The 17,617-nt window shown below is 69.4% G+C and carries 17 protein-coding genes, 2 tRNA genes and 1 pseudogene; 9 read left to right on the top strand and 11 right to left on the bottom strand.

All coding sequences use genetic code 11. The features are described 5' to 3' along the window. Window position 1 precedes the first annotated feature (1 nt). On the top strand, window positions 2-841 hold the full coding sequence (locus tag PZE19_RS26305) for a sugar phosphate isomerase/epimerase family protein (RefSeq protein WP_277863575.1): 840 nt from the start codon (window positions 2-4) through the stop codon (window positions 839-841). A gap of 25 nt (window positions 842-866) precedes the next feature. Here PZE19_RS26305 and PZE19_RS26300 read toward each other — a convergent pair whose 3' ends face one another. Further along, window positions 867-1,742 (bottom strand): HEAT repeat domain-containing protein, encoded by an 876-nt coding sequence (locus PZE19_RS26300; protein WP_277863574.1) that lies wholly within the window; start codon window positions 1,740-1,742, stop codon window positions 867-869. A 181-nt stretch (window positions 1,743-1,923) separates the two neighbouring features. Further along, window positions 1,924-3,696 (bottom strand): annotated as a pseudogene (locus PZE19_RS33190) (HEAT repeat domain-containing protein); the annotation flags it as partial. A gap of 947 nt (window positions 3,697-4,643) precedes the next feature. Here PZE19_RS33190 and PZE19_RS26290 point away from each other — a divergent pair. Both PZE19_RS26290 and PZE19_RS26285 read left to right on the top strand, forming a co-directional pair. Further along, complete coding sequence (locus PZE19_RS26290) at window positions 4,644-5,726, top strand: DUF1559 family PulG-like putative transporter (protein ID WP_277863572.1); 1,083 nt, start codon at window positions 4,644-4,646, stop codon at window positions 5,724-5,726. Window positions 5,727-5,814: 88 nt separating this feature from the next. Further along, window positions 5,815-6,018, top strand: a complete 204-nt coding sequence (locus PZE19_RS26285; RefSeq protein ID WP_277863571.1) for a hypothetical protein — start codon at window positions 5,815-5,817, stop codon at window positions 6,016-6,018. A gap of 68 nt (window positions 6,019-6,086) precedes the next feature. On the opposite strand, the gene PZE19_RS26280 is transcribed toward PZE19_RS26285, so the two are convergent. The 5 genes from PZE19_RS26280 to PZE19_RS26260 form a co-directional block, all read right to left on the bottom strand. Further along, window positions 6,087-6,902 carry a TatD family hydrolase gene (locus tag PZE19_RS26280; RefSeq protein ID WP_277863570.1) on the bottom strand — a complete coding sequence of 272 codons (816 nt, stop codon included), beginning with the start codon at window positions 6,900-6,902 and terminating at the stop codon, window positions 6,087-6,089. Between the two features lie 63 nt (window positions 6,903-6,965). Next, a complete protein-coding gene (locus PZE19_RS26275; protein ID WP_277863569.1) occupies window positions 6,966-7,694 on the bottom strand; it encodes a class I SAM-dependent methyltransferase in 729 nt (242 codons plus the stop codon). A gap of 186 nt (window positions 7,695-7,880) precedes the next feature. Continuing rightward, the gene (locus tag PZE19_RS26270) at window positions 7,881-8,183 is read right to left on the bottom strand and encodes a hypothetical protein (protein ID WP_277863568.1); all 303 of its coding nucleotides are present in this window, start codon (window positions 8,181-8,183) and stop codon (window positions 7,881-7,883) included. Between the two features lie 137 nt (window positions 8,184-8,320). Continuing rightward, window positions 8,321-8,914: a DUF2239 family protein gene (locus PZE19_RS26265; RefSeq protein WP_438269999.1), complete on the bottom strand. Its 594-nt coding sequence runs from the start codon at window positions 8,912-8,914 to the stop codon at window positions 8,321-8,323. A 59-nt stretch (window positions 8,915-8,973) separates the two neighbouring features. Next, a complete protein-coding gene (locus PZE19_RS26260) occupies window positions 8,974-9,630 on the bottom strand; it encodes a hypothetical protein (RefSeq protein ID WP_277863566.1) in 657 nt (218 codons plus the stop codon). Window positions 9,631-9,979: 349 nt separating this feature from the next. On the opposite strand from PZE19_RS26260, the gene PZE19_RS33185 reads away from it, so the two are divergent. Both PZE19_RS33185 and PZE19_RS26255 read left to right on the top strand, forming a co-directional pair. Then, window positions 9,980-10,408 carry an ISAzo13-like element transposase-related protein gene (locus tag PZE19_RS33185; protein WP_368411339.1) on the top strand — a complete coding sequence of 143 codons (429 nt, stop codon included), beginning with the start codon at window positions 9,980-9,982 and terminating at the stop codon, window positions 10,406-10,408. Window positions 10,409-10,426: 18 nt separating this feature from the next. Then, window positions 10,427-10,873, top strand: coding sequence for a VOC family protein (locus PZE19_RS26255; protein WP_368411338.1), 447 nt, complete (start codon window positions 10,427-10,429; stop codon window positions 10,871-10,873). Between the two features lie 41 nt (window positions 10,874-10,914). Here the strand turns inward: PZE19_RS26255 and PZE19_RS26250 are convergent, their stop codons facing one another. Then, window positions 10,915-11,163 carry a hypothetical protein gene (locus PZE19_RS26250; protein ID WP_277863564.1) on the bottom strand — a complete coding sequence of 83 codons (249 nt, stop codon included), beginning with the start codon at window positions 11,161-11,163 and terminating at the stop codon, window positions 10,915-10,917. A 220-nt stretch (window positions 11,164-11,383) separates the two neighbouring features. Here PZE19_RS26250 and PZE19_RS26245 point away from each other — a divergent pair, with 220 nt between their 5' ends. Continuing rightward, window positions 11,384-11,908: a hypothetical protein gene (locus tag PZE19_RS26245; protein WP_277863563.1), complete on the top strand. Its 525-nt coding sequence runs from the start codon at window positions 11,384-11,386 to the stop codon at window positions 11,906-11,908. A 168-nt stretch (window positions 11,909-12,076) separates the two neighbouring features. Next, window positions 12,077-13,018, top strand: coding sequence for a DUF1559 family PulG-like putative transporter (locus PZE19_RS26240; protein WP_277863562.1), 942 nt, complete (start codon window positions 12,077-12,079; stop codon window positions 13,016-13,018). An 87-nt stretch (window positions 13,019-13,105) separates the two neighbouring features. Here PZE19_RS26240 and PZE19_RS26235 read toward each other — a convergent pair whose 3' ends face one another. The 3 genes from PZE19_RS26235 to PZE19_RS26225 all read right to left on the bottom strand — a co-directional run bounded on the left by PZE19_RS26235 (window position 13,106) and on the right by PZE19_RS26225 (window position 14,676). Then, complete coding sequence (locus tag PZE19_RS26235; protein ID WP_277863561.1) at window positions 13,106-13,426, bottom strand: hypothetical protein; 321 nt, start codon at window positions 13,424-13,426, stop codon at window positions 13,106-13,108. Window positions 13,427-14,486: 1,060 nt separating this feature from the next. Next, window positions 14,487-14,557 (bottom strand) — tRNA-Cys (locus PZE19_RS26230). A 48-nt stretch (window positions 14,558-14,605) separates the two neighbouring features. Further along, window positions 14,606-14,676 (bottom strand) — tRNA-Cys (locus PZE19_RS26225). 209 nt (window positions 14,677-14,885) lie between these two features. Here PZE19_RS26225 and PZE19_RS26220 point away from each other — a divergent pair. Together PZE19_RS26220 and PZE19_RS26215 are read left to right on the top strand one after the other, a co-directional pair. Next, the gene (locus PZE19_RS26220; RefSeq protein WP_277863560.1) at window positions 14,886-16,481 is read left to right on the top strand and encodes a hypothetical protein; all 1,596 of its coding nucleotides are present in this window, start codon (window positions 14,886-14,888) and stop codon (window positions 16,479-16,481) included. A 25-nt stretch (window positions 16,482-16,506) separates the two neighbouring features. After that, entirely contained in the window at window positions 16,507-17,418 is a 912-nt protein-coding gene (locus PZE19_RS26215) for a Zn-dependent dipeptidase, microsomal dipeptidase (RefSeq protein WP_277863559.1), read from the top strand. Window positions 17,419-17,617: the final 199 nt, after the last annotated feature.

The raw sequence follows: 17,617 nt of genomic DNA, 5'->3' as shown, positions 1-17,617 counted from the left end.
CATGCTCCTGGGTTACAACACCAACGGCCTGGCCCATCACCGCCTGTCCGACGCCCTCAGGTTGATGGCCGATGAGGGATACAAGAGCGCGGCGATCACCCTCGACGCCGGCGCGCTCGACCCGTATGAGGATCCGGCCGCGCTCGCCCGTCAGGCCGCGACGATCCGCGACCTGCTCGACGGCCTCGGTCTGGGGCGGGTGGTGGAGACCGGCGCGCGATTCCTGATCAACCCCCGGGCGAAGCACGACCCGACGTTGATGGATCCGGACCCGGTCCGCCGCGCCCTGCGGGTCGACTTCCTACGTCGCGCGATCGACGCGGCCGTGGCGCTCGACGCCTCCGCCGTCTCGTTCTGGTCGGGCGCGCTTCGCGACGGCTCGGCCGAGGAGCCGGCGATGGACCGCCTCGCCGCCGCGCTCCGGCCGGTGGTCGAGCACGCCGAGGCGCAGGGCGTGCGGCTGGCGTTCGAGCCCGAGCCGGGCATGTTCATCGACACGTTCGAGCGGTTCGCCCGGCTCGACGAGCGCGTGGCGCACCCTCTGTTCGACCTGACGGTCGACGTCGGCCACGTCCACTGCAACGAGGCCGGGCCGATCGGGGATCACGTCCGGAAGTGGGGGCCGCGGATCGCCAACGTCCACATCGAGGACATGGTCGAAGGCGTCCACGAGCACCTGATGTTCGGCGAGGGGACGATGGACTTCCCGCCGATCCTGCAGGCCCTCCGCGACGTCGATTATCGCGGCGGCCTGCACGTCGAGCTGAGCCGGCACAGCCACATGGGGGCCGAGGCCCTGCGCCGGGCCCACGGCTTCCTCTCCCCGTTGCTCCGGCCGTAGGCGTCGCCGGGGATCCGGCCGCCGGTCACTGCACGAGCCGGTCCATCGCGCCGCCCCCGCTGCGCGGCGCGGCGGGCATCTTGGCGAGTCCCTGGACGGCCTTGATCGCCTCTTCGGCGGCCGTCCGGACGTTGGGACGGGGGTCGTTGTCGGCGAGCCGGCTCAGGGCCGATTCGGCCGGCTTGGCGTCGGGGCCGATGTGGCCGAGCGCATAAACGCCCGCCAGGCGGTCTTCGGGTTTCGCGGAGCCGAGCAGCGTCGTCAGCGCGGCGACCGTCGGCTTCAGGACCTCCAGGAGCCGGGGGTCTTCGTCGGCGTGGGTCGCCAGGCGGGCCACAGCCCCGAGGACCGCCGCACGGGCCTCCGGATCCTTCTCCCGTTCCAGCTCCTTGACGAGGGCGCCGGCGGCCTCGCTGCGGCGGGTCGGGGCGTCCCCGAGCTGCTCGACGGCCAGCCCGCGGAGGTCGGCGTCCTCCTCGGATGCGGGCTCGGCGACGAGCCGCAGGAAGGGCTCGAGGGCCGGGCCGACGGCCTCGTGGTCCGACGGCTCGCGGGAAGTCGCGGCGAGCGCGAGGATTCGGCCCAACGTCGCGTAGACGATCGTCCGTTTCGGCCCGGCCTCGACCGTCCCGGCGGCGTCGGTCAGGAGGGGGACCGCCGCTCCCAGGACGCCGCGGAGCCTGGGCAGGTCGCCGCGCAGCGCCCGCATCTCCTGGGCGGGGGAGACGGCCTGGAACCGGCCCTCCAGGGCCGCGACGAGCGCCTCCGCCGGGCCGGCCTTCAGCGCCTGGGCCACCTCCGCGGCGACGCTCGCGTTGAGGAAGAGCATGCGGGCCAGCGCGTCGGCCGCGGCGCGGCCTTCGGGCTCGGAGTCGGCGAGGTTCTTCGCGAGGGCCTTCACGACGGCGTCGTCGGCCGGCAGGCCCGGGAAGGCCGCGGCCGCCGCCGCGCACGGCCGGGGCGGCGTCGGCGAGCGCGGCGACGTGGGCCGCGAGCACCGGGGCGTCGCCCGGGGCGATCGCCGCCAGGGCCCGGAGGATCGCCGTCCGCACGTCGGGGTCGCCCTCGGCGGCGAGGCGGTCGAGCAGCGGCTTCTCGGCCGCGCCGGCGGCCTTGCCGATGCCGCCCAACGCGTCGGCGGCCGACCTCCGCACGTGGGCGTCCGGGTCGGCGACGGACTCGACCAGGGCCGGGACGGCCGAGGCCGCCCGCCAGCCGAGCCGAGCCAGGGCCTCCGCGGCCGCCGACCGATCCTCGGGCTTCTCGGCCTTCAGGCCGTCGAGGCTGGCGATCGAGGCGGCGGCCCGCGCGGCGGCCGAGCGGACCTCGGCGTCCTCGTCGGCCGCGGCCAGGCCGCGCAGCGCCGGCAAGGAACCGGCCGCGTTCGGCCCCAGCTCGTCGAGGATCGCCACGATCAGCCTGCGGACCATGGTGTCGCCGCCTTTCAACGCGGCGACGAGCTTCGGCTCGACCTCGCGCCAGGCGTCGCCGAGGCCGGGGTCGGGATTCGGTTGCTGCAGGGTGTCCCGAAGCGTCTCCAACGCCTTGATGCGGACCTCCGGGGCGGCGCTCGCCAGGCAACGGCCCATCGACGCGACCCAGCGGGGCTGCCATCCCAGGTCGTCCCGGGACCCGGCCCCCCTGACGAGGCGATACTGGATGAAGGCGCGGGCCACGTCCCACTGGGAGATGGCGTGGAGCCTCAGCTCCAGGTCCTCCTTCTCGTCCTCGGCCCTCGCCAGGACCGCGTCCAGGGCGTGTTTCGCGGCCTCCAGGAGATGGGGTTCTCCGGTCTTCTCATAGCCGCCGGCGATCCGGCACAGCACGGCGACGGCGGCGGCTCGGCCGGCGGCCTTGGGGGCCTCCAGCACCTTTCGCAGCTCCACGACGGCGGCGTCCACCCGGTCCACCTGCTGGTCGGCCGGGGTCGCGGGCTCGGCGACGTCCACGTTCAGCAGGTTCAGATTCATGCCGATCCCCTCGCGCACGCGGTCGTCGGCCCGCAGGCAGGCGCGGACGAGCGCGGGGGCGGACCGTCCGTCGGCCAGGCCGATGCGGGCGAGCTTCACCCCCGCTTCGAGCTGGACCTGGGGGTCGGGATCCTCGATCGCGGTCACGAGGGTCGCGACCGTGGCCGGATATTCGGGCCGCAGCAGGGCCACCGCCTTCTTGCGGACGGCCGGGCTGGCGTCCTTCGTCGCCGCCTCGGCCAGGGCCGAGACGGTCCGCTCGTCGCCTCCGCAATAGGAGTCCAGCGCGTCGACCGCCGCGGACCGGAGGTCCTCGGGCCGGTCGGCGGCGGTCGACGCCCTCAGGCGGTCGACGAGGGCTTCAGTCGGGATAGGGAGCGGGGCGATCGGCCGGCCCCGCCGCGCGAAATGGCCGAGGCTCCGGACGGCCTCGGCCGCCACGGCCGGGTTCGCGGCGTCGAGGGCGGCCAGCAGCGCCGGGGTCGAGGCCGGATCGACCGTGACGCCCAGGAGCGCGGCGGCGCGACGGCCCATCCCCGGGTCGGGGTCGCGACCGAGGATCTCCACGGCCTTCGCGGCGGCCGGCCGCGCCGCCGCGCCGAACGGCAGGAGGGATTCCAGGGCGTGCGATCGGACCTCCGCATCGGCGTCGTCGAGCGCGGCGGTCAGCGCCGGGATCGCCTTGTCGGGATCGGACGTGTCGCGGCCGAGTTCCTCCGCGGCCGTCCGCCGCTTCGCCGGCCAGGCGCTCGAGAGGCGGGCCACCCGGCCGTCCACCGAGTCGTCGGGCCAGAGGACGTCGCGGAGCACGTAGCCGCCGACCCCCAACGCGACGCCCAGGATCGCCAGGACGATCACACCGCGACCCGCGCTCGACCATCTCATGTTGCGATCGCTCTCGATTGCGGCCGCAGGGAGCCCCGACGGCGCGAGGGGACGCCGGGCGGGCCGAGGGCCGCTCGGGGCGCGACGCCCCGCGACCGTCCCGTCGCCCGGCATGCTGTCTTTGGTAAAGGAGAGGATATCGAAAACTATCCGCGCCCCGGGGGCGATGGCAAGGCCCTGCCGATCGCGACCCGCCCGCCGAAGCTCATCCATGCGGTCGCGGACGCGCCCGGATGGGCTTGCTTGCGAGCTTTCGGGCTCCCCAGAACGAATTCATACGTTCAATGTATGGATATCAATTTTCAGAGGACCCTTGCCGATGCACCCCTCGGGGGGATATCTTTTCAGGAGTTCGCCGGGAAGATCTGGTGAAAAGATCCGCGTGAGGCCCCCGTCTTCCTCTCCATCTGGGGCCGCCCCGAAGCGTCGTCGCGGCGGGTGTTCACGTCTGGATTTCCGGGGGCGACTCTGGTCGATCCCCTCCCACGTCGTCCTGGCGGGCCCCTCTCCTCTCCCAAAGCAAGCGACGAACGGCAACCGAATCTTCGACCACTGACCTTCGACCGACGTTCCCGTACCGCCTTGGTCTCGCGACATCTCGCCCGCTCCCCGGTCCGCAGGCCCGGCGGCGCCACGACGCATGCCGTCGCGGCCGATCGCCGCATCCTCCGACGCGGGGCGTCTCCGGCAAGCGTCCGGTGGCTGCTGGGGCGCGATCCCGGGCGGTTCGAGTCTCCCAATCATAAATCAATCGGCATGATTTATGCTCGTTTGTTATGCCATCGACGGCCATGCCAAGCCCTCCCCGACGGATGCGGGGGGCCGGGCGTCCCGGAGGGCGAGCCGGACCGCAGGTTCCGGCGCGTCGACCGGCTTCGCGATCCAGGGATGAATCTTCTTTATCTCTTCGTACGGTCCCGAATCCTCCAAGAAAGGCCTTCCTCATCATGACGACCCCCCCATGCCAGACCGGCTCGCAGCGCCGGGGCTTCACGCTGATCGAGCTGCTGGTGGTCATCGCCATCATCGCCGTCCTGATCGCCCTGCTCCTGCCGGCCGTGCAGTCGGCGCGCGAGGCCGCCCGCCGCGCCCAGTGCGTCAACAACCTCAAGCAGATCGCCCTGGCCAGCCACAACTACGAGTCGGCCCAGGGCTGCTTCCCGATGGGCAACCGCTACATGAGCACCAAGGACGACCCGGCGTGCTCCGGTTCCGCCTGGAACGGCTGGTCGGCCTTCGCGTACATCATGCCGTTCCTCGAGGGCGGCAGCCAGTTCTCCGCCATCAACTTCTCGGGCTCGTCCTCGTCGATCCGCAATACGACCGCCATGCGCGCCAAGATCTCGGGCTTCCTGTGCCCCTCCGACCTTGACTCGCCGCTGCCCCCCGACACCTTCGGCTACGCCTCGCAGTGCTCGTACGCCATGAGCCGCGGCACCCAGGAAAACGTCTACACCAACTGGGCCGTGGCGTCCCTCCCCGACCCCGCCGCCGAAAACCCCCAGAACTGCAACGCCGCCCTCGGCAACGGCATGTTCGGGGCCGACAACGTCGTCAAGGTCTCGGGCGTCACCGACGGCACCAGCAATACGACGCTGTTCGGCGAGGCCTCGCGTGCGGACGGCGACGTCGCCTCGGGCTACCACGTCTGGGGCCACGTCTCGGTCACCAACTTCACCAGCAACTACGGTTCGAAGTGGGGCAGCGCCTCGACCCCCGACTATCGCCCTCGCGGCGGCAAGTTCACCTACCCCCGCCTGAACTCCCCCTGGGACAAGACCGGCGCCGTCATCGCGTCGATCTGGGGCGTCTGCGGCTCGGGCGCCGGCATCCCGACCGACTGGCTCCAGAACTGCCCGCAGTCGCTGACGCTGGGCCAGTGGGCGTTCACCAGCAAGCACCCGGGCGGCGCCAACTTCGCGTTCGCGGACGGCTCGGTGAAGTTCCTCAAGAACTCGGTCGGCGACGCCCCGTACCAGGCCCTGGGCACGCGGGCCGGCGGCGAGGTCATCAGCTCGGATTCCTATTGATCGAACCGCTCGTCGGGAGGTCGGCGACGTGCCGGGCGTCTCGCCCGGCACGTCGCAGCCCCGTTTCGCCCCCCTGCTTGGAGACGACATGAAGACGCTCAGGATGCTGGCCTGCATCACCCTGGCGGCCTCGATGGCCTTCGAATCCGGATGCTCCGAGACCGCCCCGCCCCCCGTCGCCCCGACGACGACCGCTCCCGCCCCCGCCCCCACGAAGGTGGGAGGCAAGACGAAGAGAAACCCCAAGGTTCTCACGAACTTGCAAGGGCCTGACACGAGCATCGCCCCCTGATCACCCCTCTCCAGGAGGGTCGCGCGGGGGAGACGCCGAAGTCTCGGATTCCGACTCCCCTCTCCTTCTCAAGTCGCCGTAGCGGTCGAGAAGCGCCGGCTCTGGGAGAAGAATTCCCGCGGGTTCTCGAGGACCACCTTCCGGATCAGGCCCTCGTCGTGGCCCCGACGCCGCATCTCGAAGATGAACTCCGGCACCGCGAGCGGGTCGCTATGCCCCCAATCGCCGGCCGAATTCACCATCACCCGGTCCGCGCCGTAGGACTCCACCATGTCCGCGGCGCGGGCCGGCGTGCATTTGGAGATCGGGTAGAGGGTCATCCCCACCCAGCAGCCGGCGTCGAGCGCCGCGCGGATCGTGTGCTCCTCGACGTGGTCGATGCAGACCCGTTCGGGGCGGATCCGGCCGTCGCCCTTGATCATGTCGAGGATCATCCGCGTCCCCTGGTATTTGTCCGCCAGGTGGGGCGTGTGGACCAGGATCAGCTCGTCCGTCCGGGCGGCCAGGTCCAGGTGGTCGAGGAAGACCGTGGCCTCGTTCTTCGTGTTCTTGTTGAGCCCGATCTCGCCGATCCCCAGCACCCTGGGATGGTCCAGGAACTCGGGGATCATGGCGACGACCTGCCGCGCCAGGGCGACGTCCTCCGCCTCCTTGGCGTTGATGCAGAGCCAGCAATAGTGCTGGATCCCGTACGCCTCGGCGCGACGGGCCTCGAACTCGATGAGCTGGCGGAAGTAGTCGCGGAAGCCCTCAACCCCCGAGCGGTCGAAACCCGCCCAGAAGGCCGGCTCGCTGACCATCACGCACCCCGCCAGCGCCATCCGCTTGTAGTCGTCCGTGGTGCGGGAGACCATATGGATGTGGGGGTCGATATAGGCGGGCATTTCGATCGGGCTCCTGGATGCGTCGTGACGTCCCCCACGCGGTCGGGGACGGGGAAGCTCGGCTCACGAGGCCGGTCCGGGCTTCCGGAAGATGAGGACGTTGTTGGAGTAGAAGTCGGCGATCTGCGCCGCCTTCCACTCGGCTCGGACTTTGAGGGTGAGCTCCTCGGCGTAATGGAAGCCGCGGGCGGCGAACTTGGCGATCCAGTACGAGTTCGGTTGCTCGTTGACGTGGTCGGTCCCCCCCTGGCCCGGCGTCGCCGCCGTGATCAGCACGTGGTCGGCGGTGCGACAGAGGTACTCCACGTAGGTGTCGGCCCACGACTCGGGCAGGTGTTCCGCCACCTCCGTGGAGACGACGACGTCGGCCCGCGTCAGGGCGAGGTCTTCGAGGGGCTGTTCGAGGTCGAGGGCATGGACCGTCGCCCCTTTCTCCCTGGCCATCTCGATCGCGACTTTCGAGTATTCATAGCCGACGGCGTCGATCCCCAGCGGCTTCAGCTCGGCCAGGAGCTGCCCGGTGCCGCATCCGACGTCGACGACCTTCGCCGGCCCGAAGACGTCTCGGATCGTCGCGGCGATGTGGGGCATCGAGCGTCGGGCCAGGGGCTCGACGGTCTCGGTGTAATAGGCTCGATCGTAGACGTCGTCGTGACTCGCGTGCTTCTGGAGGAAGTACTTGATCGGGGCGACGAGGCTGTACACCTTGGAGCGGCGATCAAACGTCAGGCGCCTGACGCGCTCGGGAAGGACGGATCGGAACGCCGACTTGAGGATCGCGTAATATCCCATCGATTCGACCTTTCCTTCATGCGGGTTAGTCGCCGCTGGGGCACGCCGGGAGGTCGTCGCCGCGGGCGTCTGGGGCGTATGCCGGACTTGGTCGTCGATCCTCAGAGCCGAGGCTCGCCGGGACCGAAGCTCGAACGGGGGCGAGGTTCGTCTGAGTCGCGCGGGATGGTCGTCCCGCGTCCGGCCTTACAAGGACTCGGCCCGACCCGGGTCGCGTCGCCTGGAGCGATCGATCCCGCTCTTCGCCCGCCAGTCGAGGTCGTACGCAATCGAGAAGATCAGCTGGATCGACTCGGCTCGATCGGGGCCGGGCTCGCGGAGGGCGTCGAGGGCCTGGCGGATCCGGCCCATGCGGGGATCCGGGGGTTCGCCGTGGCGTGCGGGCGCCCGGTCGATGCGGTCGAGGCTCGCCGCGATCTCCAGGATCTTCGCGCGGACTTCCAGGAAGTCGCGGTCGAGGACTTGCAAGGCGTCTCGGGTCTGCGTCACGTCGAGCCTCCTCGCCGGAAGAGGGAAGGACGGGCGAAGCTACGCCCAATCACACCGAGGCGACCCATCATCGCATAGAGAATCGCCGGTTGCAATTTGGGCGTGAACAGGCCGCGTCCCGTCCCTCTCGGCGCACTTCAGAAGGCGACCCGGGCGAGGGCCCGGGCGTGGTCGCGGACGTCGGCGGGCCAGCTCTCGGTCTCGGCGGCGAATTTCTCGCGATCGCCGGCGAAGAGGGCGCGGTTGGCCTCCTCGAACCCGGCGAGGTTGCCGGCCATCGCGACGAGGAACCGATAGGCGGCCTCGCGAGCCTTGCGGACGCGATCCCTGTCGACGTTGGCCTTGCGAGCCTCCTCCACAAGCTTGCGCAGGGCGACCGACGCCCCGCCGGGCTGCTCGCCCAGCCATTCCCAGTGCCGGGGCAAGAGCGTCACCTCGCGGGCCACCACCCCGAGCCGGGGCCGTCCCGGCCCCCTCGGCGGGTCGGCGGGCGGGGCCTCCTCGTCCCGGCGCCTCGACTCGTCTCCGAGTCGGGCCAGGACGTCCTCCAGCGGCCCGCGGAGGTCGAAATCGACTTGCTCGCCCGTCGCGTCGTCGAAGATCAACACCAGGTCGTGCGATCCCCGATCGAGCGCGTGCTTGGCCGCCGCCGCCACGCCCGCCGCCTCGCCGTCGGCGATCCGTCGCACGCCTTCAAAGGCTGTAAATGTCCGAACACATCCTTCGACCATCGTCATCCCCCCCTCTCCCTGCGAGTCGACCGTTCAAGGGGGATTTTATCCGGGTGAAATCAAAGGGCAATATCGCCCGGGTAAAATTTCTCGGAATCGAAGCGATTGGACCTTGCACGGCGACGGATGAGAAGCCCGCCGACGGCCAGAGTCGCTCCCAGGGCCGATGCGAGCGAAGGAGGCTCGGGCAGGACGACCAAGGGCCCAGCGACGAAGAAGCTGTAGGGCGTCGAGAACTCGGCGTATTCGTCGCCGCCTCCCGGGAGGGACCGACGGGCCGTGACGTCGAACTGAGCCGATCGAGGCGTCGGCGATCTTGCCGCCCGATCGAAGGTGCCCCAGGGGCTGTCGGGGTACAGCATGAAGGATCCCAACGCGCTGCGGACGTCGCCGCCGGGCACGGCGCGAAGGTAGGCGAGGTCCAGGTCGAAACGCCGGTTCGCCTGGAAGTCGAGCGTCTCGCCGCGGGGGTTCGCGGCCAGGTCGAACGAGAAATCCACGAGCGTCCACTCGGGGGCGAGCTGGAGATCGACCCAGACGATCATCTGCGTCGCGCCCGTATCGGGGCGGCTTGTCCCCGAGTGTTGGACGTCGACCGAAAGCTCGATCGGCCCGGCCTGCGTCAGGCCGCCCAGGCCGAGGGTCATGACCAATGCGGCGGACCACAGCGCCGCGATCCGGACCGGGGTCGGGGAAGCCAGATCGGGAAGCGCCATGAGCAGACTCCAATAGTCGTGCCGCCGTCGGGCACATCGTTGCGAGCTTGATCAGCGGCGCGGAGTCTACAGGACCGAAAACTCAATCGAAATAATGTTCCCGAGAATATACGTTGCTTTCCTTATCTAGCAGCGAGTTCGTGGAATATGGCGTGCGGGGGCGAGCCCCGTGTTGACGAAAACATGCGGACGGCCGCCGGCTCGTGAAGGAAGCCGACGCATGGGGCGATCGAGCAACATCGCCTTCGTAGGCGAAATCGTGAGGGCGACTGGGGTCGTCCCGGCCGGCGGGGTTGCGGTAGGTTGAGGACGGCCCCGAGAGCCGCCTGTCGCCGAGGACGACCCTGGGGTGGCCGCCGGCGGACTCCTCGCGGCGGGTGATGAGGTCGGCCTCCGTCGCCTTGTTCATCAGCTCACGGTTCCACGCCATGGGCTGCGGAGGACGGCCCTTCGCCTCGTCGTGCTTGGACCCCGGCGTCCGGACGTCGACGACCTCGACCCGAATTCGTCGCGGCTCCGGCCAGCAGGCGTGCGGCCCGGCGGGCAGGATCGTCGCGGACCGACCCCCCGATGTCGCCAGTCGATCGTCGACCTCATCGCGGCGACGACCAAGGCGGGGTTGAAGGTCGCCTGCGAACTGGACCAAAGTAGCTATCCCTCGGAGATCAAGGTCTCGAAGAAGGGGATCGAGGAGTTCGATCTTCGGAGGGATGCCTTCCACGGGGAGTGGATTTGCACCATCTCCCCGAGGAGTCGGGAGTGGGCGAGCATCCCGTAGTCTAGAGTGAGGTGACCTATGACGATTCGGCGGATGGACAACGTTCCCATGGTCGTCGACGACCTCGAGGCCGCCAAGACGTTCTTCGTCGAACTCGGCATGGAGCTAGAAGGCGAGACGACGGTCGAGGGGAGTTGGGCGGACCGCATCGCGGGGCTCGAGGGCGTCCGGGCCGATATCGCCATGATGCGGACCCCCGACGGCCACGGCCGGGTCGAGCTGTCGAAGTTCCACACGCCGCCGGCGATCCGGGTCGAGCCGGAAAACGCCCCGGCGAACACGCTGGGCATACGCCGCATCATGTTCGCCGTCGACGACGTCGTCGCCCGCCTGCGCAGCCACGGCGCCGAACTCGTCGGCGAGATGGCGCAGTACGAGGATATCTACCGCCTCTGCTTCCTGCTGCACTTTCCGGGATTTCCAGTATTCCCTCGGCGACGTCGTTCGGGGACTTGGGTCGGCTGAGCACGGCTGGTGTGTCGACGGCGTCGGAGTCCTATCGCGAATCAGAAGAAGTCGGCCGCACCTGTCTCGATGTCGACTCTCACGATCGTGGGCCCATCGACGACCGCTCCGTCGGTCGACCGGTCGAACACGACGCTCCACTTGATGATGTTCTTCCGCTTCTTGTACCCCGGCGACAGGGCGTCGGGCCTCGCGCCGATGCATGTCCATCCGGCGCCGCCGTTCGCGGCGACGAATCCCTTGGCGAGGCGGACGGCCTCTACTTCGGCTCGCCCCTTGCTGAAACGCATCGTCGACCTCTCTGAACTGCGCCGTTCGCTCGGGGCGTAGACGATGGCGGTTACCAAGCCTGCCAGACGTCCCGAGCGGAGCCGGCCCCGATGACATCCTCTCATCCGACGCTCGTACCCTGCCAGTGGTTCGCCCGCCTCGCCGGCCCGCTCGACAGGCGGTCGGCGCCGAGGCTCACACTGCTGTTCGTCGGCGCGGTCCTGGCGCGCGGGCGACGGCGTGATCCGGGTCGTGCTCGTCGACGAGCCGCACGGCTGGCGGGCCTACTTCTGCACCGACCCGCAGGCGACCGTCGCCGACGTCCTGACCACGATCGCCGACCGCTTCAGCCTGGAGATGGCCTTCCGCGAGTGCAAGCAGGTCGTGGGGGCCGGCCAGCAGCAGGTGCGGTTCATCCGCGCGAGCGTCGGCGCGGTCCACGTCTGCCTGTGGACCTACACCTTGACCGAGGCCTGGGCCTGGAGGCGATCCGAAGCCGAGCTGGTAGACCGGACCGACTCGCCCTGGGACGAGCCGACGCGCCGCCCCAGCCACGCCGACAAGCGCCGGGCCTGGCGCCGCGAGATCCTGGCCGGGGATATCTTCGCCCTTCTGCGAGCCGGCCCCATCGACGCCGAAATTCAAGCCGCCGCCAAGTTGCTGCGGCTCGCGGCTTGGTGCTCATGCGATCCCGGGAAGGGCAGAATAAAAAACCGACCTATTTTTACTTTTTCTCTTGGCCAACGATTTTACATCCAGCTATAGTTATTCCACAAGAACATCTCCGGACGACAATATCGAACAACCTCATGTGTTGACCGGCAATTTTCAGATGATATCAACATTAATTGATCAACCGGATCGTCAGATTTGCGTTGACGGCGAATGACACGGCTTCCGACTTCCAAGGCGTATTCTCGAAAGGACAACGCCATGAGTTGTCGCTCAACAAACAATAAGGCGTTCACCCTCATCGAAGCAGTCGTAGTGATATCCATACTGGCGATCTTAGTCGCCTTGCTCATTCCTGCTGTCTCTGCAGCCAGGGAGTCGGCACGGCGGGCCCAATGTACAAACAATCTGAGGCAAACCGGGATCGCGATCAACTCTCACCTTACCCAAAAAAATTACTATCCGCGGGAGGAGAATGCCTATTCTGCGTTTGTATTTATGCTTCCATTTCTGGAACAAACCAGCCTCTTCAACTCCATCAACGTTTCCATGCCTCGTTCGCTATACACAGGACCGGGAGACGCAAACTTCACCTCCTTCTCAACACGACTTTCGTTGTTTTGTTGTCCATCCGATTACGCGTCATCGGGGATCCTGGGAGCAGTCGCGTATGCTGGCAATCTTGGCACAGGAGTAGGTAAGTTCACCCGCCCTGAGAACGGCCCCTTCGCAAGCGCTCTGATGAGCCCTGCGATCCGCGACACGCTCGTGCGAGATGGGTTGACCAACACAGCTGCCATGTCCGAATTCTGTCGCACGCAAAACGCGTTCGGTCCAAAACTCGGTCGCGCCATTTATCAGCTCGGCACATATTCCAGAGGCCAATTTTCCTCCATGGTCTCCGATTGCATTAACTTGAATGAATCCGATGCACAACTATCAAATGATAGCCGCGGCATTTGTTGGGGATATGATGGTTTCTCTAATACATCATACGATCACAACATAACACCGAACGGCCACACCTGTGCAGCTCAGGGATCTTTCCAGGGAGCTTGGACAGCTTCAAGCTACCACAACGATGGAGTCAACTGTATCCAGTTGGACGGTCATGTCAGCTTCATTCGCGACTCTATATCTGAGGCGTCATGGCGCGCTCTTGGAACCATGAATGGAGCTGAGATCTTCACAGAAAGCCAGTGACTCAAGTCATAAGCTTACTTCCCGCTTGCGTTTAAACGCTTCGCTGACTTCCCTCTGCACTTTCCGGAATTTCATATAGCCTGACGGCTAATCGGGCGTTCGCTCGAACCGACCATAGATCGGTCGACCGTCTGCGTCCTGAGCCACACGGACCGGAGCGACCCAGTCGTGCTGGCACCCAGGTTGTGGGTCCGAGATGGGCTGCCAGTCATCGGCCCCCGCCCCGAGTCCGTCGGCCGCGCCTTGCTCGGCCTCGGCCAAGTCTCGGTACCAGTGGTCGGCCTGGCATGGGCCGTCGTCTAGCGATGTGAAGAGGAAGACGAACACGCCGCGGCCGTCCTCCGGGTCGTGGATCATCACCCGGCGGTACTTGGCGTCGGGCTTGGAGGCGATCGCTATTTTGCGCACGCGAGACCTCGGCCGCTTGAGATGCACGGAGTAGACGGGGGCCGACCCGAGCGGGACGATGGCGGTTACCAAGCCTGCCAGACGTCCCGAGCGGAGCCGGCCCCGATGATATACTCGCATCCGGCGCCCGTCCCCTGCCAGTGCTTCGCCCGCCTCGCCGGGCCGCTCGACAGGCGGTCGGCGCCGAGGCTCACACTGCTGTTCGTCGGCGCGGTCCTGGCGCGCGGGCGACGGCGTGATCCGGGTCGTGCTCGTCGACGAGCCGCACGGCTGGCGGGCCTACTTCTGCACCGACCCGCAGGCGACCGTCGCCGACGTCCTGACCACGATCGCCGACCGCTTCAGCCTGGAGATGGCCTTCCGCGAGTGCAAGCAGGTCGTGGGGGCCGGGGAAGCAGCAAGTGCGGTTCATCCGCGCGAGCGTCGGCGCGTTCCACGTCTGCCTGTGGACCTACACCTTGACCGAGGCCTGGGCCTGGAGGCGATCCGAAGCCGAGCTGGTAGACCGCCGACTCGCCCTGGGACGAGCCGACGCGCCGCCCCAGCCACGCCGACAAGCGCCGGGCCCGGCGCCGCGAGATCCTGGCCGGGGAGATTCTCGCGGCCCTGCGGGCCGGCCCATCCGAGTCAGAAATTCAGGCCGCCGCGGACCGGCTGCTGCGCCTCGCGGCCTGATGCTCATACAATCTCAGAAAGTGCAGCTTCCTGCGCGGCCCTGAGGGAATCATCATCGGACTGGCCGAGCAGCTCAACTCGAACGGTTAGGCGCCGGCCACGCTACCCCGAGGGATCGTCGCCCGGAAGTGGGACGCTCGTCTTGCGCCAGTCCCCGGGGGCCCTGGAGGTCGATCCGATGCGGAACATGACGGGACGTCCGCCCGCGGGGATGACGTCAGGGGTCGTTCATGAGAAAATATGAAAATAGTATGATATGATCGAAAGGCCGTCGCGACGCTCTCGCCCTCGGTTGCAATCCCCCGCTCGGGACGCGCGTCACCGACCGCAGAGAGCGGGGCGTGCGCGCCGCGGGGCCCACCAGGCCGACGGCTCGCTTGCGAAGAGACGCCGGTGGGAGTCGAACCCACTTCTACCGGTCTGCAACCGGTCGCCTGGCCGTCCGGCCCCGGCGTCGTGCGTGCGCGCCGCGGGGCCCACCAGGCCGACGGCTCGCTTGCGAAGAGACGCCGGTGGGAGTCGAACCCACTTCTACCGGTCTGCAACCGGTCGCCTGGCCGTCCGGCCCCGGCGTCGTGTCCTGCGGAACGCCCCGCGTCGTTCGTCTCCTCATGAGACCGGACGTCCCTCGAGGATGTTCGCGCGGACGTCGTCGACTCATGGAAAAGGGGCCGGCGGGGGGGGTAGAATGCCCGACGTGGCCGGGTCGCTTCAGGACGCCGACGATGGACCGAACCGGCTCGCGGCCGTCTGGATTCGTGGTACGGATACGACGCGAGGAAGCATGACGCGACGACTCGGAGGCGGACGGGGCGCCATGACCGTCCTGGGGCTGCTGGCCTCGACGACGGGCTGGGCCGGCGAAGAACCCGTGAGGCCGGCGCTCGTCGTGCGGGCGGTGGGGCCCGATCGGCAGGCGGAGGCGGTGCTGGGACTCTTCAAGGGCTCCCGTGCGGCGCATCCGGCGGCGGCGATGGCGGCCTGGCGGCGCGCGACGCGCGATCCCAACGGGCTGGGCAAGCCGATCCAGGCCGTCGCGGCGGCCTTCAATCCCGAGATGGTCGCCGAGTGGCGGGCCTTCCGCGACGCCGAGCTGGCGCTCGGGCTCGACCCGGCCGGCGCCCTGCAATGGTTCGCCGCCATCCCGCAGGACGACGGCGTGATGACGGCCCTTGTCACGTCGCTTCGGCTCTCCGGAGGGGCCGACGAGCCGCCGATGGGCGAGCCGCCGACGGCCGTCGAGCGACTCGGGGGGCCGGGCGCGACGCTCGCGACCGTCACCCCGCGCGGGACGGCCTTCGCGAGCCGTCGCGTCGATCTGGCCGCGGCCGTCGCGCGGCTGGGCGAACCTCGCGGCGCGGAGGCGCCCGGGTCGGCGGAATCCGGTTTCCGCATCCGCTTCGATCCCGGACTCCTCGCAGTCGACGCCGGGACGAACCTGTCCGTGCTGCGTGTCGCCCTGGGTGCGAAGGCCGCGGGCCTGGAGGCGGTCGACGGGTTCCTGAGCCTGCGCGACGACCACCTCGATCTCGACCTGGCCTCGCGGTTCGGCCCGCAGCAGCCCGCGGTCCTGATGGAGACGCCGCCGCTGGACCCGGCGTGGCTGGCGTGGCTGCCGGCCGACGCGACCCAGGCGGCGGTCGCCGTCGCGGCGGGACGCGGGCCGGCGTTCTGGGACGCCCTGTTCGCCGTGATCGACCGCGTCGATCGGGCCGACCCGGCGCGGGCGCAGCTCCAGCCGCTCCGCGTGCGCCTGAACCTGCTGGCGAGCGTCCGCGGCGTCCGGCCCGAAGTCGACCTCTGGCCCCTGCTCCGCGGCCTCAGCGCGGGGACGTTCGCGGGTCCAGGGGATCCGAGAGCGAGCCTCGGCGGCGTCCTCGCCCTGCACGCCGAGCGGCCCGAAGACGCCGAGCGGATCTTGAGCCGCGTGGTGCTCCCGCTGGCGCCGCTGCTCGGCGGCGGGAAGCCCGCGTCGGGGCCGGCGGACGCAGTCGCTGCGATCGGAAAGGTCTCCGGACGCCCCGTCGAGGCGACCGTTCGGGGGACGACGGTGCTGATCGGCTGGGGCGAGGGGGCCGTCGCCACCGCCCTGAAGTCGGCCGAGGATCCGGGACGGTCGGTCGCGACGCTCGCGACCGGCGAGGGCGGGCGGCCGATCGGCCGCGTGGGGATCTTCCGGCCGGGCTCCGTGAGGCTGCCGAGGGTCGGCGAGGATCCGGCCTCGCCCCTGGCCGCGACGCTGGCCGAGGCCGCGCCGGTCGTCTGGCGAGGGGGCTGGGAGGGCGGTCGGGCCTGGGACGTGGTACGCTGGGGCGACCTCCGGCGGTCCGTCGCCCGGTTCCTGGAACGCGTCCCCCAGGCGCCGCCGGACGCCCCCTGAACGAAGCGCGATCGGCGAGACGTCCATGCGATTGATCGACCTGCGGTGCGACTGGGCCCTCCAGTACGCCGCCGAGAGCAGCCAGTACGACCCCGCCGAGTACGCCGAGATCCCCGCCCGGCTGGCCCGCCTGGACGGCTACCTGATGGGGACGTCGCTGGCCGTGCTCGGCAGCCGCCGCAAGCCGGCCGACTGGGCCCGCCAGGCGGATCCCTGGCACGCGCTCGGCGAGATGCTCGCCGGCTACGCGGCCGAGTTCTCCGGCCGCCTCCTGCACGGGCCCGAGGACGTGGCCCGCTGGCGGGCCGAGCCCCAGTGGGGCCTCTGCTGGGGCGTGCTCGCCGTCGACGGCCTCGACGCCCTGATCCGCACGCCGGCCGATCTCGACCGCCTCGCCGGCCTCTTCGGGCGCGGCGTCCGCCTCTTCGGGCCCGTCGCCGGCGAACTCGGCCCCGCGTTCCTCGAACGGCTGCTCGAACTGGCCCCGGCCGGCCCCGGCCCTCGACCGGCCCTCGACCTGGGCGGGGCCGACGCCCGGACGGTCGCGGACGTTCTGGACTGGTTCGAGGCCGACGGCGCCCGGCCTCAGCGGCTCCCGCTCGTGCATGCGGCCGGCGACGTCGACGCCCTAGGGCCGGACCTCGTCCGCCGCCTCCGCAGCCTCGGCGCGACGATCGGCGTGAGCCCCAGGACCTCGGTCGAGGCCTTCCGGGGCGTCGTCGAGGGCCTCGCCGCCCTGCCCTTCCGCGGCCGGGCCGGCTACGAAGGCATCGGGGTCGCCACCGACTTCCTGGCCTCCGACGACGTCCCGCCCGAGCTGGACGACGTCGACAAGCTCGTCGCCTGGGCCGTCGCGACCTTCCCCGTCGCCGGGGCCCCGCTCCTCCTCGCCGAGAACGCCCGCCGGCTCGTGCTCGCGACGGCCGGCGCGGCCTGAGCCGTCGCCGAGTCGGAAAACGCCGCTCCCTGCCAAAATGACATGGGGAGCCCGCCCGATGCCGCGTCCGGCAGGGCGTAGGCTCTCGGCGGGCGACATCGTTGATTTTAGAAAAGCCATTATGTGAAAGGACTTGCGTTTCGAATTGGGCGTCGGCACGACCCTTGCTTATGCAGAGGTCATGTCATGGTGTCGCGCG

Source organism: Paludisphaera mucosa, from assembly GCF_029589435.1.
GTDB lineage: Bacteria > Planctomycetota > Planctomycetia > Isosphaerales > Isosphaeraceae > Paludisphaera > Paludisphaera mucosa.
The sequence above is the reverse complement of the archived record's forward strand: the minus strand, read 5'-3'. Positions and strand labels throughout refer to the sequence as shown.